The organism is Rhodococcus sp. WWJCD1, from assembly GCF_002258735.1.
GTDB lineage: Bacteria > Actinomycetota > Actinomycetes > Mycobacteriales > Mycobacteriaceae > Rhodococcoides.
The window spans coordinates 304,893-326,590 of the sequence record NZ_NOXY01000005.1; the positions used below are offsets into that span (position 1 = coordinate 304,893).

18 protein-coding genes are annotated in these 21,698 nt (G+C 64.7%); 5 read left to right on the forward strand and 13 right to left on the reverse strand.

Annotated elements, in window-relative coordinates:
- Positions 1 to 46: 46 nt before the first annotated feature.
- The 8 genes from purH to CH286_RS03270 form a co-directional block, all read right to left on the reverse strand.
- Positions 47 to 1,597, reverse strand: a complete 1,551-nt coding sequence (purH, locus tag CH286_RS03235) for a bifunctional phosphoribosylaminoimidazolecarboxamide formyltransferase/IMP cyclohydrolase (protein ID WP_094608311.1) — start codon at positions 1,595 to 1,597, stop codon at positions 47 to 49.
- Complete coding sequence (gene purN / locus CH286_RS03240) at positions 1,594 to 2,286, reverse strand: phosphoribosylglycinamide formyltransferase (protein WP_094608312.1); 693 nt, start codon at positions 2,284 to 2,286, stop codon at positions 1,594 to 1,596. Before purN ends, purH begins: the two co-directional genes overlap by 4 nt.
- Before the next feature lie 5 nt (positions 2,287 to 2,291).
- Positions 2,292 to 3,734: a cell division protein PerM gene (locus tag CH286_RS03245; RefSeq protein WP_176458118.1), complete on the reverse strand. Its 1,443-nt coding sequence runs from the start codon at positions 3,732 to 3,734 to the stop codon at positions 2,292 to 2,294.
- A 71-nt stretch (positions 3,735 to 3,805) separates the two neighbouring features.
- Complete coding sequence (locus CH286_RS03250; RefSeq protein WP_141215783.1) at positions 3,806 to 4,999, reverse strand: DUF5336 domain-containing protein; 1,194 nt, start codon at positions 4,997 to 4,999, stop codon at positions 3,806 to 3,808.
- A 95-nt stretch (positions 5,000 to 5,094) separates the two neighbouring features.
- A complete protein-coding gene (gene sfnG / locus CH286_RS03255; RefSeq protein WP_094608314.1) occupies positions 5,095 to 6,219 on the reverse strand; it encodes a dimethylsulfone monooxygenase SfnG in 1,125 nt (374 codons plus the stop codon).
- 23 nt (positions 6,220 to 6,242) lie between these two features.
- Entirely contained in the window at positions 6,243 to 7,466 is a 1,224-nt protein-coding gene (locus CH286_RS03260) for an acyl-CoA dehydrogenase family protein (protein WP_094608315.1), read from the reverse strand.
- Positions 7,467 to 7,534: 68 nt separating this feature from the next.
- Positions 7,535 to 7,876, reverse strand: coding sequence for a DUF2200 domain-containing protein (locus tag CH286_RS03265; RefSeq protein WP_037155106.1), 342 nt, complete (start codon positions 7,874 to 7,876; stop codon positions 7,535 to 7,537).
- A 10-nt stretch (positions 7,877 to 7,886) separates the two neighbouring features.
- Positions 7,887 to 8,375 carry a hypothetical protein gene (locus CH286_RS03270; protein ID WP_037155104.1) on the reverse strand — a complete coding sequence of 163 codons (489 nt, stop codon included), beginning with the start codon at positions 8,373 to 8,375 and terminating at the stop codon, positions 7,887 to 7,889.
- Positions 8,376 to 8,502: 127 nt separating this feature from the next.
- Here CH286_RS03270 and CH286_RS27745 point away from each other — a divergent pair, with 127 nt between their 5' ends.
- Positions 8,503 to 8,676 carry a hypothetical protein gene (locus CH286_RS27745; protein ID WP_155292698.1) on the forward strand — a complete coding sequence of 58 codons (174 nt, stop codon included), beginning with the start codon at positions 8,503 to 8,505 and terminating at the stop codon, positions 8,674 to 8,676.
- Positions 8,677 to 8,802: 126 nt separating this feature from the next.
- On the opposite strand, the gene sucD is transcribed toward CH286_RS27745, so the two are convergent.
- From sucD to CH286_RS03285, 3 genes are all read right to left on the reverse strand, one after another.
- Positions 8,803 to 9,714, reverse strand: coding sequence for a succinate--CoA ligase subunit alpha (sucD, locus tag CH286_RS03275; RefSeq protein WP_032371251.1), 912 nt, complete (start codon positions 9,712 to 9,714; stop codon positions 8,803 to 8,805).
- A gap of 8 nt (positions 9,715 to 9,722) precedes the next feature.
- On the reverse strand, positions 9,723 to 10,886 hold the full coding sequence (sucC, locus tag CH286_RS03280; RefSeq protein ID WP_032377331.1) for an ADP-forming succinate--CoA ligase subunit beta: 1,164 nt from the start codon (positions 10,884 to 10,886) through the stop codon (positions 9,723 to 9,725).
- A gap of 146 nt (positions 10,887 to 11,032) precedes the next feature.
- Positions 11,033 to 12,898, reverse strand: a complete 1,866-nt coding sequence (locus CH286_RS03285) for a hypothetical protein (protein ID WP_094608316.1) — start codon at positions 12,896 to 12,898, stop codon at positions 11,033 to 11,035.
- 232 nt (positions 12,899 to 13,130) lie between these two features.
- On the opposite strand from CH286_RS03285, the gene CH286_RS03290 reads away from it, so the two are divergent.
- Positions 13,131 to 14,138, forward strand: a complete 1,008-nt coding sequence (locus tag CH286_RS03290; protein ID WP_032377333.1) for a M23 family metallopeptidase — start codon at positions 13,131 to 13,133, stop codon at positions 14,136 to 14,138.
- An 85-nt stretch (positions 14,139 to 14,223) separates the two neighbouring features.
- On the opposite strand, the gene CH286_RS03295 is transcribed toward CH286_RS03290, so the two are convergent.
- Positions 14,224 to 16,713, reverse strand: coding sequence for a UvrD-helicase domain-containing protein (locus CH286_RS03295; RefSeq protein WP_094608317.1), 2,490 nt, complete (start codon positions 16,711 to 16,713; stop codon positions 14,224 to 14,226).
- Positions 16,714 to 17,044: 331 nt separating this feature from the next.
- On the opposite strand from CH286_RS03295, the gene CH286_RS03300 reads away from it, so the two are divergent.
- Positions 17,045 to 17,335, forward strand: coding sequence for a chorismate mutase (locus CH286_RS03300; RefSeq protein ID WP_032378292.1), 291 nt, complete (start codon positions 17,045 to 17,047; stop codon positions 17,333 to 17,335).
- Positions 17,336 to 17,379: 44 nt separating this feature from the next.
- On the opposite strand, the gene CH286_RS03305 is transcribed toward CH286_RS03300, so the two are convergent.
- On the reverse strand, positions 17,380 to 18,831 hold the full coding sequence (locus CH286_RS03305; protein ID WP_094608392.1) for an NAD-dependent succinate-semialdehyde dehydrogenase: 1,452 nt from the start codon (positions 18,829 to 18,831) through the stop codon (positions 17,380 to 17,382).
- A gap of 83 nt (positions 18,832 to 18,914) precedes the next feature.
- Here CH286_RS03305 and pgi point away from each other — a divergent pair, with 83 nt between their 5' ends.
- Complete coding sequence (gene pgi / locus CH286_RS03310) at positions 18,915 to 20,564, forward strand: glucose-6-phosphate isomerase (RefSeq protein WP_032404339.1); 1,650 nt, start codon at positions 18,915 to 18,917, stop codon at positions 20,562 to 20,564.
- A 124-nt stretch (positions 20,565 to 20,688) separates the two neighbouring features.
- Entirely contained in the window at positions 20,689 to 21,657 is a 969-nt protein-coding gene (locus CH286_RS03315; protein ID WP_094608318.1) for a type IV toxin-antitoxin system AbiEi family antitoxin domain-containing protein, read from the forward strand.
- Positions 21,658 to 21,698 lie beyond the last annotated feature (41 nt).

A 21,698-nucleotide genomic window follows, 5' to 3' on the forward strand; every position in this document is an offset into this window, starting at 1 on the left:
GAAAATGAGGTAAAGGCCTGCATAACTTCGAGCTCGGCGTCACGCACTAGTGAGCGAAGTGCCGCGAACCCGTCAGGTACAGCGTCACGCCTGCGTCCTGTGCGGCAGCGATCACTTCGTTGTCGCGAACCGAACCACCGGGCTGTACAACAGCTTTGACGCCTGCGCTCATCAGAACCTGCAGGCCGTCGGGGAACGGGAAGAAGGCATCGGAGGACGCGACCGAACCGGCGGCGCGATCCCCTGCCCGCTGCACAGCGAGGTGGGCGGCGTCGACGCGGTTGACCTGCCCCATTCCTACGCCCACCGACGCACCGTCGTGAGCCAGAAGAATCGCGTTGGACTTGACGGCTCTTCCTGCACGCCAAGCGAATTCGAGATCCTTCAACGTCTGCTCGTCGGCAGGTTCGCCGGCCGCGAGAGTCCAGTTGGCCGGATTGTCGCCGTCTGCATCGAGTACGTCGCGCTGCTGCAGCAACGTGCCGCCGGAAATCGGCTTGAGTTCGACGCCGGACGTGGGCGGCGCCTCGGCCAACAGAACGCGAATGTTCTTCTTGCGCTGCAACACTCCGAGGGCACCGTCGGCGTACGCCGGCGCGATGATGACCTCGGTGAAGATCTCGGCCACCTGCTCGGCCATCTCGACGGTGATCTCACGGTTGGCTGCGATGACGCCACCGTAGGCACTCACCGGGTCGCAGGCGTGCGCCTTGCGGTGCGCCTCCGCGATGTCCTTGCCGACGGCGATGCCACACGGGTTGGCGTGCTTGATGATCGCGACAGTGGGCTCGGCATGATCGAAGGCCGCCCGCCACGCCGCGTCGGAATCGGTGAAATTGTTGTAGGACATCTCTTTACCGTGCAGCTGCTCCGCCTGCGCGATGCCGGAGCCCGCAGGGTCGACGTACAGCGCGGCAGCTTGGTGCGGGTTCTCGCCGTAGCGAAGCACGGCCGCGCGGTCCCAGGTTCCGCCGATCCATTCGGGGAACGAAGACTCGGACTCGACCAGCACGTTGCTCATCCACGACGCCACCGCGACGTCGTAGGCAGCGGTGTGCTGAAATGCCTGCGCTGCAAGCGAAGTCCGCTCGGCGAGGGTGAATCCGCCACCTGCGACGGCAGTCAGGACGTCCTCGTAACGGTTGGGGTCGACAACCACGGCAACCGACGGGTGATTCTTGGCCGCGGCACGCACCATCGACGGTCCACCGATGTCGATCTGCTCGACACATTCGTCGGGCGTGGCACCACTGGCGACGGTCTCGGTGAACGGATACAGGTTCACCACGACGAGCTCGAATGCCTCGATGCCCAGCTCCTCGAGCTGCGAAAGATGCTCGGGCTTACGGGTATCGGCGAGCACTCCGGCGTGTACCCGAGGATGCAGCGTCTTGACGCGTCCCTCGAGGGTCTCGGGGAATCCGGTGAGGTCCTCGACCTTGGTCACCGGGATTCCGGCGTCGGCGATCTTGCTCGCCGTCGATCCGGTGGACACCAGAGCGACGCCCGCGCCGTGCAAGCCGGTCGCCAGTTCGATCAGTCCGGTCTTGTCGTAGACGCTGACCAGTGCGCGGCGCACTGCTTTACGTTCACTCATCGGATTATCTGAGCCTTTCGTCCATCGGAGGTGACACCTGTGGTGGCCACGGCTGCGATCACGTCGACCAGCAACCGTCGCTCGACAGTCTTGATGCGTTCGTGCAACGCGGCTTCGTCGTCGTCGTCGAGCACCGGAACGGCTTCCTGCGCCAGGATCGGCCCGGTGTCGACGCCGGAATCGACCAGATGAACCGTCGAACCGGTCAGTTTGACGCCGTGATCGAGTGCATCCCGAACGGCGTGCGCACCCGGAAACGACGGCAGGAGCGCGGGGTGAGTGTTGACGATGCGTCCGGCAAAAGCGTCGAGAAATCGCTCGCCGAGGATTTTCATGAAGCCGGCGGTGACCACCAGATCCGGCTCGTGACCCAGGACGGCATCGGTGAGCGCAACATCCCACTCGGCACGCTCGGCATAGTCTCGCAGCCCGATCCGAAAGTACGGTATCCCGGCCTCGTCCGCACGGCGGGCAGCATCGCAGTCGCGATCGACTCCGACGGCGACGATGCGCGCGGGATAGTTCTCGGACGCTGTCGCCGCGATGATCGACTGCAGCAGCGAGCCGGTCCCCGACGCGAGGACGACGACCCGCGCGGGTGTCTCACGCAAGGCAGTCAGCGCACTACTCCTGAGGTATCGAGGGGGAACGTTCGAGCCAGCAGAAAGCCTAGTCGCTGCGCCCCACACACCGACTACCGGGCAGGTCCGTCCGTGTCCCCGGGCGGGGCGACGATCTCGGCGTCCAGCGGCTCGTCGGTATCGGCATCGACCGCCGGCTCGGCGACCGGTTCCTGGGCAGGCTCGGCCGGAAGTTCGTCCACGACCTCCGCCTCGACGACTTCTTCGACGTCCAAACCGTCCTTCGGCTCGGAGGCGGGAGCCGCTTCGATCGCCACCTCGGCGGCGGGCACCACAGCCGAGGCCGGTTCGTCGTGTTCGTGTTCGGGTTCGGGTTCGGGTTCTGCTCGACGCCACACGACGATGGCCGCGGATATCGTGCCCGCGACGGCCAGCCAGGCAAATGTCAACAGTCCGAAGCTCCAGACGGTGACCTCGACGGTTCCGAAGGTGCCGAGGCTTCCACCTGCGGCGTATCCGAACAGGGCTGCGAGTACTCCGGCTGCAGCTGCCACCACCCACACCGAGGACACAGCGACCTGGATGTCGGCGCTGCGGATGGCGCAGTCACGGCCGAGCAGCAGCCCCGCGCCGATCGGGACGGCGAGCATGACGACCCAGATCGTCTGCGCAGGGCCTTCTGGAAGGACGGCCAGGATCGGCAACGGCGGAAGCGGGCCACCCGTCGTCGCGAAGAGACTCACCGATGCGTCGCCGAAACCAGCTGTGGACCCGGTCGCCACGGCGAGCGCGCCGATCAGGACGTTGGGGAGGTAGAGCACCGACAGAGCGGTCAGGCCGAGCATGCCGACGAAGTCGCGCCCACTTTCGACCAGTGCACCGGCGGTTTCCCAGGAGGCGAGCAGAGCGAGCAGCACCACGGCCGCGCCACCTGCGACGAGGATCGACAGTGCGCGCACGAGCGGTGCGACGAGGGCACGAACCCATTCCTGGACACCGCGGCGGAGCACAAGGGAATCCCAGCGCGCAAGGATCAACCCGGTTCCGGACGCGGCCGCGTGAACGCCGGCTACCCAGGAGAAGGCCGCGAGAGCATTGGGGCTCGACAGGCCGATGACGGTGGACGCGTCCCCGGCAACGGCCAAGGCGATCGCGGTGACGGCGAGCGGACCGGCCAACGAGGCGGCGAACACCCACCGAACCATGCGGCGTTCGGTGTCCGGATCCACCGCGCGGTGGACGGTACGAGCGACGGACCAGCCGATGATCAGGGTGGGCAGTAGCGGTGCGACGCCGAGGGACGTCCCGCCGATGGTCAGGGGAACCAGATGCACGGCGAACCACGTGCCGGCAATAGCTCCGAGAGTTCCGGTGAGATCGCTGTTCACCGAGACGAGAGTGACCAGAACGAGGGTGGTGGCGATCACCACGACCAGCCCGGAGGTCTTGAACGCCACGGCGGCGAGCATGCGCGACTGGTCCGGGGTAGGCCCGGTGCCGACCCGGGCAGTCCTCGCAGCCGCGCGTCGAGTGTCTCGATTCAATAGATCGCTCATCGCAACGAGAGTCGCATCAACTTCGCGGCACGCCGGTCAGGCGCGCCGCGAAGTGGGATGTGATGCCTGAATCAGTCGTGCTTCTTCTCGTCGTCCACGGCGGGCGTGGCACCGAACGACTGCGTGGGCGCGCCGTAGGGCGTCGACTGATCGCCCGATGTGGGCTCCTCGGGCTTCACCGGGGGCTGGCCGTAGCCCGACGGCTGACCGTACTGATACTGATTCGGTGGGTACGCCTGCCCCGCGGCGGGGGTACTCGGACCGGTGTAGGGCGGCGGTGAGTAGCCACCCTGCGGCGACGTGTTGGGCGCAGATTGACCGCCGTACGACGGCTGCCCACCCGGATTGTACGAATGCTGACCCGACGACTGTCCGCTCGGAGCCTGACCGTAGTTCGACGGAGCTCCCGGAGCCTGTCCGTACGACGGCGGATTGCTGTAGTTCTGGGGCTGCGACGGCCCACCGAACGATGTCGTGGGCGCGTTGTACGGGTTCTGCTGTCCGTAGCCGGCCTGCTGATTCTGACTGCCGTAGCCTGCGGGCTTGGGGGCAGGTGCCTTGACGATGCCCGCGTCGAACAGCAAGGCCACCACAGCGGCCGCAGCTTGTACGAAGCCGAGGACCAGCACCAGGATTGCACCGATACCGAGCGAACTGGTGGTGCTGGCGAACTCGTTGCCCTCGGCGCTCGGCAGACTGAACGACTGGAAGACCAGCACCAGGAATCCGGTGATCGCCAAGGCGGCAACCACGGCCTGGTTCTTGGCATCCTTCTGCAGCAGCGACGCACCGGCGATCAGGCCGGCGGCCAGCAGCAGCGCCACCGACACCGCGCTGCCACCGGAAGCGAAGAACGTGGTGCTGAACGACGTCTGGATGCTGCTCGGCAGTTCCTGCGCCGAGCTGACTTCGGCAGTGACGAGATCGAGCAAACCGAGCAGGAAGTTCACGATGCCGAGCCCGAGCACCACGAACGTGAGAATCCTCGGCAGGTTCGTCAATCCCGATCCGGGCGACTTACGTTCGGGTGCAGGGGATCCGGGCGCTGACGTCCCGGGCGCGCCGGGTGCCGAGGTGCCCGGCACCGGAGGCCCGAAAGGATTGGATACCGACGGTTGATGGAACGGCTGACCCTGACCGTGGCCCTGCGCAGGTGACGGAGGCTGATTCGGCGAGGAGGACTGACCGTAGGACGGTCCGCCTCCGCCGTAGCCACCAGAGTTGGAGCTGCCCCCTGATTCAGGGCCGCCGGGCGAGTAGGTCATCGCGTCTCCTCATCCTGATAGTTACGTACCCAGGGTCGGTCGGGTCCTTTCGACTCACGCTACTGCACGGACCCGACCGATCCAGGCACTCCAGGTCAACGGGCCCCGACGAGCTCCTGGTCGTCGACTTCGGCGGCCTCGAGTTCCCGAACCAGCGGAAGCACCTTGGCTCCGAAGTACTCGATCTCCTCCTGGAAGTGCAGGAAGCCACCGAGAATCAGGTCGACGCCGCGGCGTCGGTAGGCAACGATCCGCTCGGCCACTTGCTCCGGCGTCCCGATCAACTGGGTCTTGAAGCCGTCGTTGTACTGAACGAGATCCTCGAACGACGAGTCGGCCCACATACCCTTCTTGTCACCCGTCGAATTCCCGGCCTGCTGCACCGCTCCCTTGAAGCCTTCGACGGCGGGCTTGTTCGCCTTCTCGATGATCTCGCGCAGCGTGTCTCGCGCTTCCTTCTCGGTGTCGCGGGCAATGATGAAGCCATTGAGGCCGAACTTGACCTCGCGCTGATGATCACGCGCGATGCGTCGAAGATTGTCGAGTTGCTCGGTGACGCCGTCGAAATCCTTGCCGTTGCTGAAGTACCAATCCGAGTACCGACCGGCATTCTCCTGCGCCGCAGAAGAATTCCCGCCCTGGAACAGCTCGGGATTGCGCCGCTCCGGGGTGTTGAGCGGTTTCGGCTTGAGGGTGAAATCGTGGATCCGATAGAAGTCGCCCCGGAAGTCGACGTCGTCCTCGGTCCAGATCTTGCGCAGCACCTGCAGGAATTCGGCGCTGCGACGGTATCTTTCGTCGTGCTCGAGCCACGGTTCACCCAGGTGGGTGAACTCGTCCTTGAACCAACCACTGACGACGTTCACCGCGAAGCGGCCGTTGGACAGGTGATCCGCGGTAGCGCCCAGCTTGGCCAGAACGGCCGGCTGCCATAGCCCCGGATGCACCGCCGCAATGACTTTGAGCCTCTCGGTGGCCAGCAGGAGTGCGAGCGAGAAGCTGGTGGATTCGTGCTGGAACTCCGCCCCGTAGCTGGCCTCGTAACGCACCTGACTCAGCGCGTACTCGAAGCCGTTGTTCTCGGCGGTCTGCGCCAGCTTCTTGTTGTACTCGTAATCCCAGCTGGTGCGTTGCTCGATGGTACTGGTGACCAGACCACCCGAGACATTGGGTACCCAGTATGCGAATTTGATTGCGTCGGCGATTTTTTCGGTGCTCACAGTTCTTCTCCTCCGAACATGTTCTACGAATACCAGGTGGGCTCGGGCAGCTCGCCGGTGAGAACCCAGCGCCCTACCTCGCGCCGCTTGTACGCGACCGGATCGTGCAGGGTGTGGGTACGCACGTTGCGCCAGAAGCGGTCGAAGCCGTACTTGCTGGCCGTCGCACGCGCACCGAGGGCCTCGAACACCGTCGACGTGATCTCGAGCGACACCTCGGTGGCGCGAGCCTTGACCGCGGCCACCCGTACCTCGTGATCACCGCGCTCCTCGGCGGTGACGTTCCAGGCATTGTCGTGAATCTTTTTGCCTTCCAACGCTACTGCGTCGGCAAGGGCTTCGACGGCCCACAGCTTGGCGGTCAGGTCGCCGTAGATGTCGATGATGTACGGCTCGTCGACGGCCTTGTCCACGGTGCTGTGCAGCCAGGCGCGAGTCTTGTCCTTGGTGTACGACGCTGCCTCCTCGAGAGCACCCCTCGCGATTCCGAGGTAGAAGTTGACGAACACCAGTTGGATGGTCGGGACGTTGAGCGTGTTGTAGACGCGAGGCTGAAAAGCCTTGTCCACGAATCCTGCTGCGCTGGCCCAGTCGACGCGAACCTTGTCGATGGTCACGCTGCCGCTCTCGGTCTGACGCTGGCCGATGTTGTCCCAGTCGTCGCGGAAGGACAAGCCCTCGATGTTGGACGGCACGATCGCGAACACGTGATCGGTACTGCCCTCGAGCGCACCTTCGAGCACGGTCACGTCCGAGACACGGCTGCCGGTGGAGAAGGTCTTGGAACCGTCGAACACGATGGTGTCACCCTCGTCGGTGACGGCAACGTCGTTGTCCCGAGGATTGACGGCACCGCCGAAGAACCACTTGTTCTTCGTTGCGTCGGCTTCGACGGCCTCGATCTGCTCGGGTGTGCCGACGAGTCGGGCGGCCCAGAACCACAACAGGTGATAGCCCAGCAGCTGACCGATGGAACCGTCGGCGGCGGCGACGGTACGGATCACCTGGTACGCCGTCGGCCAATCCTGCCCTGCACCGCCATGTTCGACGGGGCCCAGCAGCGTGACGAGACCGGCGTCCTTGAGTAATTGAACTTCGGCGGTGGGAGCCTCACGTCCCTTGTCGCGGGCGACCGCGTCGACGGCGAGAAGCTGCGCTACCTCACCGGCGCGAGAAATCCACCCGGCAGCGGTGGTGGGAGCGTCGGGCCAGTCCTTGGTGAGAACACGGTTTTCTGTGGTTGTCATGACGCACAGTGAAGTCCTGCGCCGAAGCAATGACCACAGTTCGATTCATCGTGATTCCAACCCGATCGTCAGCTACGCAGAATCTTCGTCATTGCCTTGCCCTTGGCGAGTTCGTCGATCAGTTTGTCCAACAGCCGGATCTTCTTCATCAGCGGGTCCTCGACATTCTCGACGCGAATGCCGCAGACGACTCCGGTGATCAGTGTCGCGTTCGGGTTCAGGTTCGCTGCCGCGAAGAAGTCCTCGAACGTCGTCTCGGCCTCGAGATGTCGATCGAGGGTGGCTTGGTCGAATCCAGTGAACCACCGGATGATCTCGTCGACCTCCGCTGCAGTGCGGCCCTTTCGTTCGACCTTCTTTACGTAGAGCCGATGGACCGTCACGAAGGCGGTGGTGAAGATGTTGTGCACGGGGGTCAATCTAGTCCACTGGTGTGCCCGCGAAATAGGCCCGCACGCGCGGAGTGAACAGCAGCAGTGCCACCGCCAGCAGGATCACCACTTGAATCGCTTGCACCACGTGGGTCCACGGAAGATTCGGGGTGAAGATCAGGTAGGAGTAGGCGGCCACTCCGAAGATGCTCCAGCTCAACAAGAGCCGATGTTCGGATGGACTGCGCCTGGAGAGTCGCTGGACAAGATACGAGTAGCCGAAGATCAGGCTGACCACAGTGATCACCCGCAGCGAGTAGGCCCCGTAGACGATCGCTTTCGCCGAGGCCGGAAGGGAGCCGTCGTCCATGCCCTGTCGATGCATCTGGAAATCCGCCAGCGACTTCGCCAGCGCCACCGAGGCGAGTGCATACAGACACGAGACCACCATGGCCGCGATCATCAACCGGCCGACCGGCCGCACGGCGGGGTCTGCCTGCCATCCCTCCCGATGCAGGCGACGCAGAAACTCGGACATGCACCCAGTGTCTCAACTTATTGTTACTTCTGCTATTGATATCCGTTTGACTCGACTTTGGAAACGAATTACCTTGCTGGACAGCCCTTTCGGTGCACAATAGAGTCAGTCCAGTGGGGAGGGAGACATGACGCGTAAGAGATTCGAGTACTTCAAAGTCGGCCTGTTCCTGATCTGCGCAATCTTGATGGCGTGGGCAGCCGGAACATTCGGGTCGATCTACTACGCCCTGATGTCGGCACTGTTCGGCGCGATGACCGTGTTCGTTCTGTGGCGAGTGGACAAGTTCGAGACTCAGTAGCGCCGCCCGGTCCGCGTGAATGTCACATTGCCGCGCCCAGACGTATGCAGTGGTCTATTCACGCGGCGCGAGCGCACGAAAAAGCCCGCCACCGGATTCGGTAGCGGGCTTCTTACGATGTGAAACTTACTTCACAGAAAGCGATTCCAGGATTTCGCGCGCGAGTGCAGCGGTCTCGGACGGCGTCTTGCCGACCTTGACGCCTGCGGCCTCGAGTGCGTCCTTCTTCGCCTGCGCCGTTCCCAGCGAGCCGGAGACGATGGCGCCGGCGTGGCCCATGGTCTTGCCCTCGGGAGCGGTGAAGCCTGCGACGTAGCCGACGACCGGCTTGGTCACGTTGGCCTTGATGTAATCGGCTGCACGCTCTTCGGCGTCGCCGCCGATCTCACCGATCATGACGATGATCTTGGTCTCGGGGTCCGCCTCGAACGCCTCGATGGCGTCGATGTGGGTGGTTCCGATGACCGGGTCGCCGCCGATGCCGATGGCCGTCGAGAATCCGAAGTCGCGGAGCTCGAACATCATCTGGTAGGTCAGCGTGCCACTCTTGGAGACCAGGCCGATGGGGCCGGTTCCCGAGATGTTGGCGGGCGTGATGCCGACCAATGCCTCACCGGGAGTGATGATTCCGGGGCAGTTCGGGCCGATGATGCGGGTCTTCTTGCCCTTCTCCACGTTGTAGGCCCACGCGTACGCGGAGTCCTGCACGGGGATGCCCTCGGTGATGACGACGAGCAGCGGGATCTCAGCGTCGATGGCCTCGACGATGGCGTCCTTGGAGAATGCCGGCGGCACGAACGCGATGGACACGTCGGCTCCGGTCTTCTCCATGGCCTCCGAAACCGAAGCGAACACCGGCAATTCGATGTCGTTGCCCTGAGCGTCGACGTGCTTGACCGTGGTTCCGGCCTTGCGTGCGTTGACGCCACCGACGACCTGGGTGCCGGCCTTGAGCATCAGGGCGGTGTGCTTGGTGCCTTCGCCGCCGGTGATGCCCTGGACGATGACCTTGTTGTCCTTGTTCAGAAAGATAGACATTGTTTCCTCTACTTCGCTGCCAGCTCGGCGGCCTTGTCGGCGCCCTCGTCCATGGTTCCGGCGAGCGTCACCAGCGGGTGCGCGGCGTCGGCGAGAATCTTGCGGCCCTCTTCGACCTTGTTGCCGTCGAGACGGACGACCAGCGGCTTGTTGGCGTCGTCGCCCAGCTTCTTCAGCGCGCCGACGATGCCGTTGGCAACTGCGTCACAAGCGGTGATGCCACCGAATACGTTGACGAACACGCTCTTGACCTGCTCGTCACCGAGGATGACGTCGAGGCCTGCGGCCATGACCTCGGCCGACGCTCCGCCGCCGATGTCGAGGAAGTTGGCGGGCTTGACGCCGCCGTGTGCCTCGCCTGCGTATGCGACGACGTCGAGGGTCGACATGACAAGTCCTGCACCGTTTCCGATGATTCCGACCTGACCGTCGAGCTTGACGTAGTTGAGGTCGTTCTCCTTGGCCTTGGCCTCGAGGGGATCGGCTGCGTCCTTGTCCTCGAACTCGGCGTGGCCGGCCTGGCGGAAGTCTGCGTTGGCGTCGAGCGTCACCTTGCCGTCGAGGGCCAGGATCTGATCGTCGGGGGTGCGAACCAGCGGGTTGACCTCGACCAGGAGAGCGTCTTCGTTGATGAAGACCTCCCACAGCTTCTGGATGGTCACCGCAGCGGCATCGAGCACCTCGGCGGGCAGCTTGCCCTTCTCGGCGATCTCACGAGCGAAAGCGAGGTCGACGCCCTTGACTGCGTCGACCGGGATACGTGCGAGTGCGTCGGGGTTCTCCTCCGCCGTCACCTCGATCTCCACTCCACCCTCGACCGAACACATCGCGAGGTAGGTGCGGTTGGTGCGATCGAGCAGGAAGGAGATGTAGTACTCCTCGGCGATGTCGGAGGCTTCTGCAACGAGAAGCTTCTTGACGACATGGCCCTTGATGTCGAGTCCGAGAATCGCTTCTGCGTTCTCGGTGGCTGCTGCGACGTCCTTGGAGTACTTGACTCCGCCGGCCTTGCCGCGGCCGCCGACCTTGACCTGTGCCTTGACCATTACTGGCTTGCCGATTTCTTCGGCAATCTGTGTTGCTCCGGCGACCGTGTCGGTGACACGACCGGCGGAGGTGGGTACGCCATGCTTGGCGAACAATTCCTTCGCCTGGTATTCGAAGAGATCCATCAGCTCACCGTCTCGTCTACGTTGACGCCCGCTCCAGGGGTGTGAGCGGGTCTGAGCATGGACTTTATCCAGGTGCCCCGACGGCGCATCGGGCGCATGCATGCTATGTGGCCTATCTCACCGCCGAGGGCGCGATGAAATGGCCGTCACCGATCGGCGCGGCGGGCCGAAAGTGCCGCAGCGACACCGAGAACGACGATTCCCACCACCAACGGCAGTACGGCGGGCCCCATCACCGGATCCGTTGCACGCGCAGATGTCAGCGGCCAGGACGCGAGATGAACGATGCCGGCGACCGCTGCTGCCGCGAGCAGAACTGAGCCGCGCGCGGCCCGAGCACGTGCGGCGACGAGGGCTGCGACGACGATGCCGACGGCGAGCACCATCTGCCCCCAGGTATCCCAACCCCACGGAAATTCGGTGACGGTTGCCGCGGTGACGTCGCTACCCCGATACAGCGGCAGCGCCAAGCCGATCGCGAGAAGTGCGGCACCGAGCAACCCGACACCCAGCACGACGCCGTCCGTCGACACGTCCGCGGATGTGTCGACATCGTCGCGTTCGGCCGATCCGGCGAACAGTGCCAGGAGTCCGGTGACTGCCGCTGCGACGACGCCCGCGATGATCGCGAGAGCGCCGATGCCGGTGCCGACTCCGTCCACGTCCTCGGCAAGCACGACCGATTGCAACACCGAAGCCGCCGCCGACACCGCGCCGAGCCAGAACAAGGCCACGAACGGGCGTGCAGCAGAGGCGAACTCGGAGAACATCAGCGGCACCGAACCCAGAATCATCACGAAGCCGGCGACCAACACCACCCGGGTGGCCAGGATCTGCGGCACGGCGGTGCCCGAGTCGGTCTCGAGAATCGGCAGCAACGATCCGACGACGAACAGCGCGCCGGCGAGAACGCCTGCACTGCCTGCTGCGGCATGCCATCTGGTCGCTCCTGGACCAGCGACCCCGCGGGCACTTCGCGCACCCGCCTCGCGTTCCTGCGCTCGCTGCAGCGCGCGCCGGTCTCGGGCAGCGGCGACGGGTGCGAGCGCTGCGCCGCAGACCAGCAACCCGATTCCGGCCGCCGTCCCCAGATAGGCCCCGGGCCCGGCGCTCACCCGAGCGCCGGTGCTCAGTCCGGCGAGCAGACCGACGCCCGCGAACCCCAGCACGCCGAGTCCGGCTCCGACGGACGCACCCGAGGCCACCAGCGGCGACAGCGAGGCCAGCGCCGACGCAACCACCACGAGTGCCGCGACGCCGACGACCCCGGATCCCACGGCGACGAACACCGGCGATTCCACGACGGCGGTGACGATCACCACCGGGTCCTCCGAGCGGTACAGCGACGAGAACGCCGCGACGGCCGCGAGCACACCGAACACGCCGAGCAACGCCCCCAGCAACGAACCGACCCGACCCGCCGACGCGCGCCCCACATGCTCGGAATAGACCGAGTGGCCGTACCCGTCACCGAGCCCGGCGCGATGCACCGCGGACCACCCCGCAACGCCCGCCAGCACCGACGCTGCGTGACCGACGAGCAGAATCTGGGCACCAGTGGTGGAGTCGAGCATGGCTGCGCTCAGGGGACGAAAAAGCTCGAGCCGATTCGCGTCGATCGGATCCGACAGCAGAGCGATGTCCAGCAGCGTGATTCCGAGAGCCACCGCGCCGTACCCGGCCAGGAGTGCCGCGGCGAATTCGATACGCCTCGTGGCAGCACCCACCGCCGCTGCGACGGCAACCAGGATCGGAAGAGCGACGGCAACAACCGCGACCGACGCGGCGCCGCTTCCCACCGGCGAACCGTCGACGCTTCGGACGACGCCGACGAGTGGGGCCGCCACCGCGGCAGCTGCTGCGATCAGAGCGAAGACGAGTGCAACCGCGACGCGCGACGTGGGTGACGGATCGTCCGCTCTGTCGCCCGGCCCATCGAGCGGCTCGATTCGTTGCGGTTCCGCACGCTCGGAACCGCGGGCGGACGAGTCGTCGAAGGTGGGAGTCGGCATTCGGATCACGGTATCGGCTCGACGGACGTGGACACCGTTACTGTTGCTTCATGCACTCCGGGTGTCCGATTACGGATGTGGCTCCTCACGACATAAACACTGGTCGGCCTGTGAGCCATCTCACATATCCTCCCAGTTTGGGCTGTTAACTTGCGCGCCCCGCAATCATTTCGTTACCGTCTGCCGAGTCTTTCAGTAACGGCCAGGTCACGGATAACGGAGGTTGTAGGTCTTGCAGCAACACCGTGCGTCCTTCACCTCCAGCCGGTTCTCTCGACCCGCCGCTGAAGAAGCGACCACGGTCTACAGCTACGAGCCTGCCGACGACAACGGCGCGTACGACGCCTACTCCTACCCCGCGTACCAGTACGCCGAGGCCGAGTACGTCGACACCGCCTACGTAGCACCCGACGAAGCACCGACCGTCGTCACGACGTTCGCGACCACCGCAGACGCCACCCCCGTGGCCCGTCGCGGCGGCGCACACCGAATCCCGCTTCCCCCCACCGCCCTCAAAGGCCGCGCTGCTGTACTCGCCGTGGCTGCCGGTGCTGTCGTAGCTGCAGGCCAGGCCGTCATCAACGACGACTCGCCCACCGCGGTCGCCACCTCCGAGTACGCGCTCGCCGCCGGTGAAGCACCCGCCGCCGCAGTCGCGGCCACCACTGCCCCGCAGACGGCCGAACTCGACGCAGATTCGTCGAGCGCAACGCCGTCGCAGGCACCGCAGATTCTCAGCGTCGCGGCACCGGCCGATCTGAGCCAGTTCAACGACTTGCTCGCCAAGGGCCAGCGCTTCAGCGAAGAGCGTGCTGCACGTGAAGCAGCCGCCCGCCGGCCCCTGTTCGCCCTCCCCGCGCAGGGCACCTACACCTCCAACTTCGGTACTCGATGGGGCGTTCTCCACGCCGGTGTCGACGTTGCCAACGCCATCGGAACTCCGATCTACGCCGTCGCCGACGGCAAGGTCATCGACTCCGGTCCGGCCGCAGGCTTCGGCATGTGGGTACGACTGCAGCACGCCGACGGCACGATCACCGTCTACGGCCACATCGACAGCACGCTCGTCACCGTCGGCCAGGATGTCATGGCCGGCGATCAGATCGCACGTATGGGCAACCGCGGCTTCTCCACCGGACCGCACCTGCACTTCGAAGTCCACCTCCCGGGCGAAGTCAAGATCGACCCGCTCCCCTGGCTCGCCTCCCGAGGAATCTCCCTCGGACCCGAAATGGACTGAGTCTCTTCCACTACTGCACAACAAGCCGGACCCCGCTCTCGCAGGGCCCGGCTTTCGCGTTGTCGGGGTCTTTACAGCTTGGTCTCTACAGCTTGGTCATCGGGACGCCACCGATGAGCATCATCTTGACGCGGCCGGCCGAGCCGAAGTCGATCAGGACCATCGCTTTGACCCCGGCACCGGTCGATTCCAGCACCGTACCCAGGCCGTACTTGTCGTGACTGACTCGATCACCGACGGCGAGCACAAGATTGGAGTTGCGCCCCTTGGCGGCACCGAAGCTGGGCGACGAGCTCTGGCCGCGTGACGAGGAGCCGCCGTAACCACCCGAGCCATAGCTGTTCGAGCCGTAACCACCGCCCGAGCCGTAACTGTTCGAGCCGTAGCTGCCGGATCTCCCACCGCCGATCGCGCGGCCGCCGCCGGTGCCGGGATCCTCACGTCGCCAATCGATCAGGTGCTGCGGAACCTCTTGCAGGAACCGCGATTCCGGGTTCGCGATAGGCTGGCCCCACGCCGACCGCATGATCGCGCGCGTGAGATAGAGCCGCTGCCGTGCGCGAGTAATGCCCACGTATGCCAGGCGTCGTTCCTCGGACAGTTCGTTGGGGTCACCCAGTGCTCGCATGTGCGGGAATTGGCCGTCCTCCCAGCCGGTCACGAAGACGACCGGAAACTCCAGGCCCTTCGCGGTGTGCAGCGTCATCAATGTGACGACTCCGGTGCCCGAGTCGGGAATCTGATCGGTATCGGCCACCAGGGAGACCCGTTCGAGGAACGCCGCGAGCGAACCCGGTTCGGCCAGCCCGTCGACGCCACCGTCGTCCTCGCTTCGGTCGTCGCCTGTCTCAAGCGCTTCCTCCGCCACCGCGGCCTGGTTTCGCGCCTCGGACGTGAACTCCCTTGCCACGCTCACAAGTTCGTTGAGATTGTCCAGGCGTGCACCGTCCTGCGGATCACTGCTGGCTTCGAGTTCGGCGCGGTAGCCGGTGCGGTCGAGAACGGCTTCGACGACATCACCGATATCTGCGATGTCGTTTCCGTCGCCGTCGGTCGCGGTGAGTACGGCGCGCAGTTCGTCGAGCAATTCCATGAACTGTGCGATCAACTTCTGCTGCCGCGAGTTGAGCAACGCCACCCTGCCCGCGGCCGCGTCGTGCAAGGCGCGCGAGAAGCTGATGTCACGTTGCTCCGCGTGGACGGCGACACACGCCTCGGCACGATCGCCGATACCTCGGCGCGGGGTGTTCAGGATGCGTCGCATGCTGACGGTGTCGTCCTCGTTGGACAGCACCCGCAGATACGCGACCAGGTCCCGTACTTCCTTGCGCTCGTAGAACCGGACGCCGCCGACGACCTTGTACGGCAGACCGAGTCGAATGAAGATCTCTTCGAGCGCACGCGAGGAGTTGTTGGTGCGATAGAACACCGCTACCTCGTCGAAGCGCACATCTCCGCCGTCGACGAGTCGGTCGATCTCCGAGGCCACGAACGACGCCTCGTCGTGCTCGTTGTCTGCGACGTAACCGACGATCAGCTCGCCCTCGCCGGTGTCGGTCCACAACTTCTTCTCGCGGCGACCGATGTTGCGAGAGATCACGGCATTGGCGGCCGAGAGAATGTTCTGCGTCGACCGGTAGTTCTGCTCGAGCAAGATAGTGCGAGCGTCGGGGTAGTCGCGCTCGAATTCCTCGATGTTGCGGATGGTCGCGCCGCGGAAGGCGTAGATGGACTGATCGGCATCGCCCACCACACACAGCTCTCCCGGAGCGACGGTGCCCTCGAGCGCTCCGTCGGCATCGGGAGTGCCCACCAGCTCTCGCACCAGCATGTACTGAGCGTGGTTGGTGTCCTGATACTCGTCGACCAGCACGTGCCGGAATCTGCGGCGGTAGTACTGGGCCACCTGCGGGAAGGCCTGCAGAATTCCCACTGTCTCGCCGATGAGGTCGTCGAAGTCCATGGCGTTGGCCGCGCGCAGACGCTGCTGATAGATGCGATAGACCTTCGCGACGAGCCGCGGCAGCTCGGCAGGGTCGCCGTCGGCGTCCTCGGTGGCCTTGTCCGGGCCGATCAGTTCGTTCTTGAGGTTGGAGATCGCCGTCGAGAGCAGCCGCGCCGAGAACTTCTTGGTGTCGATCTGCAGATCCTTGGAGATCATCGTCAGCAATCGGCGCGAGTCGTCGGCGTCGTAGATCGAGAAGTTCGAGTTCAGCCCGGGCAACAGCGCTGCCTGTGCCCGCAGAATTCGCACACAACTCGAGTGGAACGTCGATACCCACATCGCATTCGCTCGCGGTCCCACCAGACCGGCGACTCGCTCGCGCATCTCCGCGGCGGCCTTGTTGGTGAACGTGATGGCCAGAATCTGACCTGGGGACACCCCGCGCTCGGCGAGCAGATACGCGATACGACGCGTCAGCACCGCTGTCTTGCCCGAACCGGCTCCAGCCACGATGAGCAGCGGCGATCCGGTGTGCACAACGGCCTCACGCTGCTGGGGATTGAGCCCTTCCAACAACGCGTCGGACGCAGCATTCTTACGGGACGCGAGGCCTTGGAGGAATGTGTTCATCGTCAGGTCAGGTTACCGGCGCGTACCGACAAACCCACATCGCGTGGTCCCGGCCTCGACGGATAACTTTTCAGGACGGTCGGCCCGTGGCACACTGGATCGGTGATCGAAAAAACCGTACGTCATCGCCTGCGTCGGGTCGGCCGCTCCTCAGCCATACGTACGGGAGCCTGTCGATAGACGCAACGCCCCTGGTTCCAGGCGGGGGCTCGAAGGTCCGGGCAGGAAATTCGAGCCGGGAACCGAGCCGCCGAGCGATGCAGCTCCGAATACGAAAGGCGTAACGGTGACGGACGACGCAGCGATCCAAGATGTGACCCGAGGAGAGACGATGGCCATGACGACGAAGATCGACTCAGAGATTGCAGTGCCTTCCAGCGAGGCCGAGATCAACGATTTGCGCCAGGAAATCGACCGCCTCGATGCCGAGATCCTGACGGCAATCAAGCGTCGCTCCGAGGTCTCGCAGATCATCGGCCGCACCCGCATGGCCTCCGGTGGTCCGCGCCTGGTGCACAGCCGCGAGATGAAGGTCCTCGAGCGTTTCAGCAGCCTCGGTCAGGAAGGCCACACGTTGGCCATGCTCCTGCTCCGCCTCGGTCGCGGTCGCCTCGGACACTGATAGACCCCTCGGTTGGGCGCGCGGATGCACGCCCAACCGACGTTCTACGTCAACGCGATGTACTTGGTCTCGAGGTATTCCTCGATGCCCTCGGATCCGCCCTCACGGCCGAATCCCGATTCCTTGACTCCACCGAACGGCGCAGCCGCGTCCGAGATCACTCCGCGGTTGACGCCCACCATTCCGCTGTCGATGGCGTCGGCCACCCGTAGTGCGCGGTCCAGGTTCTCGGTGTAGATGTACGACGCCAGGCCGTATTCGGTGGCGTTCGCTGCGTCGATACCTTCCTGCTCGGTGTCGAAGCCGACAATGGGAGCGACAGGCCCGAACACTTCCTCTCTCAGGATCCTGGCCTTGGCTGGCACGTCGGTGAGCACGGTCGCCGGGTAGAAGTACCCATCTCCGCCCGGTGCGGTACCGCCGAGCGCGACCGTCGCTCCCTTCTCCACTGCATCGTCGACGAGCTCTTGCACGGTTTCGAGCTGATCTGCGTTGATCAGTGGCCCGAGCTTGGTGTCGGGGTCGACGCCGGGTCCGAGCTTCATCTCGGACATCTTCGCCACCAACTTGTTGGTGAACTCCTCGCGAACGCTGTTGTGCACGTGCAGCCGGTTCGCCGCGGTGCAGGCCTCTCCGCCGTTGCGCATCTTCGCCAGCATCGCGCCGTCCACCGCGTCGTCGATGTTCGCGTCGTCGAACACTACGAACGGGGCATTGCCACCCAGTTCCATCGACGTCCGCAGCAACCTCGTCGCAGATTTCTCGACGAGCGATTTACCGACTCCCGTCGAGCCGGTGAACGTGAGTTTCCGCAAGCGTGGGTCTTCGAGAAGTGGTCCGGTGACGTCGCCGGACTTCGACGTCGTCAGTACCGAGAGCACACCTTCGGGCAAGCCGACCTCGTCGAAGATCTGCGCGAGCAGCAGCATCGTCAGCGGGGTCTCGCGGGCGGGCTTGACGACGATGGTGCAGCCGGCGGCCAGAGCAGGCCCGATCTTCCTGGTACCCATCGCGAGCGGGAAGTTCCACGGGGTGATCGCCAATACCGGGCCCACGGGAGCCTTGGTGACGAGAATTCGACCGTTGCCCGCAGGAGCCGGGGTGTAGCGCCCGCCGATGCGCACGGCTTCCTCGGCGAACCAGCGGAAGAACTCGGCACCGTATTTCACTTCGGCCTTGGACTCGGCGAGTGCTTTGCCCATCTCGAGCGTCATCAGCAGCGCGATGTCGTCGGCGCGTTCGGTGACCTTCTCGAAGGCCGCTCGCAGAATCTCGCTGCGCTCGCGCGCAGGCGTTGCCGCCCAGCTCTTCTGCGCTGCAGCGGCGGCGTCGAGCGCCTTCATCGCGTCGGCGGGCGATGCGTCCGCCACCTCGGTCAGGGGCTTGCCGGTCGCCGGATCGTTCACCGCGAACGTCTTGCCTCCCTCTGCGTCGACGGCCTTGCCGCCGATCCACAGTTTTGCCGGAATCGATTCGATCAATGCACGTTGGTCCATACCGTCCATGATGCCTCCGCAGGGCCTGACGCAAACGACAAACGACGCGCGCGCGACTCGGCACGGGATTACTGTTGGTTCGTATGAGCGTCGATATCACCGGCACGGATGCCTGGCAGAAGCTGACCGATCACCACTCCACGATCGCCGATACTCATCTTCGGACACTGTTCGCCGAGGACTCCGACCGAGCGCACACATTCACCCTCGACGCCGCCGATCTTCACATCGACTACAGCAAGCACCGAATCACTCGCGAGACCGTCGAGTTGCTCGTCGAGCTCGCCCGCACCGCCGATGTCGAAGGCAAGCGCGACGCGATGTTCTCGGGCGAGCACATCAACACCTCCGAGGACCGCGCCGTTCTGCACACCGCGTTGCGTCTACCGGCCGACGCGTCGTTGACCGTCGACGGCCAGGACGTCGTCGCCGATGTACACGAAGTCCTCACTGCTATGGGCGAATTCACCGATCGTGTGCGTTCGGGCGAATGGGTCGGTGCCACCGGCGACAAGATCTCCACCGTCGTCAACATCGGCATCGGCGGATCCGACCTCGGACCGGTCATGGTCTACAACGCGCTCCGGCACTACGCCGACGCGGGGATTTCCGCGAAGTTCGTCTCCAACGTCGACCCAGCCGATCTGGTCGGTGCACTCGACGGACTCGACCCGGCATCGACGCTGTTCATCATCGCGTCCAAGACGTTCTCCACCCTCGAAACATTGACCAACGCGACCGCGGCCCGTCGCTGGCTCGTCGACGCACTCGGTGAAGACGCCGTCGCCAAGCACTTCGTCGCCGTGTCCACCAACGCCGAGCGCGTCGCGGATTTCGGCATCGACACCGCCAACATGTTCGGCTTCTGGGACTGGGTCGGCGGACGCTATTCCGTCGATTCGGCAATCGGTCTGTCGGTCATGGCCGTCGTCGGCAAAGACGCGTTCGGCGAATTCCTGGACGGCTTCCATCGGATCGACGAGCACTTCCGGTTGACGCCTCTCGCCGAGAACGCACCGGTGCTGCTCGGCCTGATCGGCCTGTGGTACAGCTCGTTCTTCGGCGCGGAAACCCGTGCAGTGCTTCCGTATTCGAACGACCTGTCCCGCTTCGCCGCGTACCTGCAGCAGTTGACGATGGAGTCCAACGGCAAGTCCGTCAAGGCCGACGGCTCCCCCGTCACCACCCCCACCGGCGAGATCTTCTGGGGCGAGCCGGGCACCAACGGCCAGCACGCCTTCTACCAATTGCTGCACCAGGGAACACGTTTGGTGCCTGCCGACTTCATCGGATTTGCCGAGCCGACCGACGATCTACCCACCCGCGACGGCACCGGCTCGATGCACGACCTGCTGATGAGCAACTTCTTCGCCCAGACCAAGGTGCTCGCCTTCGGCAAAACGGCCGAGGAGATCGCCGCCGAGGACACACCTGCAGATGTGGTGCCGCACAAGGTGATGCCGGGCAACCGTCCGTCCACCTCGATTCTCGCGTCGAAGCTCACGCCGTCGGTGGTCGGCCAATTGATCGCCCTGTACGAGCATCAGGTGTTCGTCGAAGGCGTCATCTGGGGCGTCGACTCCTACGACCAGTGGGGCGTCGAACTGGGCAAGACTCAGGCCCTCGAACTGACACCGGTGCTCACCGACTCCGAAGCTCCTGCTGCACAGTCGGATTCATCGACCGATTCCCTGGTGCGCTGGTACCGGGCGCAGCGGGGTCGTGCGAGTTAGCTTCGGCTGCGAATCAGCTCCCCAGTTCTGAAAATCTGCCTGCGATCGGCGTCGGAAATCCAAAACTGGGGAGCTTTTTAGCGCTAGACGGATCCGATTCGACGGTCGGCGCGTCCAAGTAGTCATGGACTTACCCCAGACGGATCTGTTCACGCGAGCCGATGCGCTCGCGTTCGGTCTGACCGACGACGACCTGCGGCGACTCCGCCGCACCGGTGAGCTGTCGGTCCTGCGACCAGGCTTCTACGTACCGGGCGACGTGATGCAGTCGGCCAGTCCGACAGAACGTCACTCGCTGCTCGCGCGGTCGTACCTGTTGTCGGCACCATCGGGCGAAGTCCTCAGCCATGTTTCGGCAGCGATTGCCTGGGGCTTCGACATCTGGCAGCTTCCGCTGGACAAGGTCCACATGACCCACGGACTCGACTACGCCAGCAAGCGTCGGCCGCTACGAATCCTCCACGGCACCATGCTGGATCCCACCGAACGTACGACGATCAACGGTTACGCGGTCACGACAGCGGCCCGGACCATCGTCGACATTGCGCGAACCACCACCGTGGATCGATCCGTGTGCGTGGGCGACAGCGCACTCAGATCAGGCCACACCGATTCCGACGCCCTGTCGGTGGCAGTGGAGTCGGCTCGCTTCCGCACCGGTATCTCCGCCGCCCGGCGGGCAGTATCGCTGATGAGCGGACGGAGCGAGAGCGTCGGCGAATCTCGAAGTCGCATGCTCTTCGAGACGCTGCCCCTGCCCACGCCGCTGCTCAATCAGTGGGTATACGACGGGGCGGGCCGATTCGTCGGACGCGTCGACTTTCTGTTCTGGGAGTTCAAAGTGATCGGCGAGTTCGACGGCGAGTCCAAGTACGACTCGAAGCGGGTACTCCTCGACGAGAAGTACCGCGAGGACAGACTCCGAGATCTGGGGTGGGTTGTAGTGCGCTGGAACTGGCGAGACTTGGACGATCCGCGGGCTCTGCTGCGCCGCTTCGAGCAGGCCTTCGCCCGCGCGGCAGCCTTGCCTACGCCGGCCGGGTGGTTCGGGGACCAGCGTCTGGCAGCGGATCAGCTCCCCAGTTTCGGATAACCGACTCCGATCGGCGTCACATTTTCGAAAGTGAGGAGCCG

What these genes read in the sequence shown, in the direction of transcription:
- CH286_RS03245 (WP_176458118.1), bottom strand. Translation starts at nt 3,734, where the DNA reads ATGAGCGATCTATTGAATCGAGACACTCGACGCGCGGCTGCGAGGACT.
- CH286_RS03315 (WP_094608318.1), top strand. Translation starts at nt 20,689, where the DNA reads ATGGACTTACCCCAGACGGATCTGTTCACGCGAGCCGATGCGCTCGCG.
- CH286_RS03295 (WP_094608317.1), bottom strand. Translation starts at nt 16,713, where the DNA reads ATGAACACATTCCTCCAAGGCCTCGCGTCCCGTAAGAATGCTGCGTCC.
- CH286_RS03270 (WP_037155104.1), bottom strand. Translation starts at nt 8,375, where the DNA reads ATGTCCGAGTTTCTGCGTCGCCTGCATCGGGAGGGATGGCAGGCAGAC.
- CH286_RS03285 (WP_094608316.1), bottom strand. Translation starts at nt 12,898, where the DNA reads ATGCCGACTCCCACCTTCGACGACTCGTCCGCCCGCGGTTCCGAGCGT.
- CH286_RS03305 (WP_094608392.1), bottom strand. Translation starts at nt 18,831, where the DNA reads ATGGACCAACGTGCATTGATCGAATCGATTCCGGCAAAACTGTGGATC.
- CH286_RS03300 (WP_032378292.1), top strand. Translation starts at nt 17,045, where the DNA reads ATGGCCATGACGACGAAGATCGACTCAGAGATTGCAGTGCCTTCCAGC.
- sucD (WP_032371251.1), bottom strand. Translation starts at nt 9,714, where the DNA reads ATGTCTATCTTTCTGAACAAGGACAACAAGGTCATCGTCCAGGGCATC.
- CH286_RS27745 (WP_155292698.1), top strand. Translation starts at nt 8,503, where the DNA reads ATGACGCGTAAGAGATTCGAGTACTTCAAAGTCGGCCTGTTCCTGATC.
- CH286_RS03260 (WP_094608315.1), bottom strand. Translation starts at nt 7,466, where the DNA reads ATGACAACCACAGAAAACCGTGTTCTCACCAAGGACTGGCCCGACGCT.
- CH286_RS03250 (WP_141215783.1), bottom strand. Translation starts at nt 4,999, where the DNA reads ATGACCTACTCGCCCGGCGGCCCTGAATCAGGGGGCAGCTCCAACTCT.
- pgi (WP_032404339.1), top strand. Translation starts at nt 18,915, where the DNA reads ATGAGCGTCGATATCACCGGCACGGATGCCTGGCAGAAGCTGACCGAT.
- sucC (WP_032377331.1), bottom strand. Translation starts at nt 10,886, where the DNA reads ATGGATCTCTTCGAATACCAGGCGAAGGAATTGTTCGCCAAGCATGGC.
- purH (WP_094608311.1), bottom strand. Translation starts at nt 1,597, where the DNA reads ATGAGTGAACGTAAAGCAGTGCGCCGCGCACTGGTCAGCGTCTACGAC.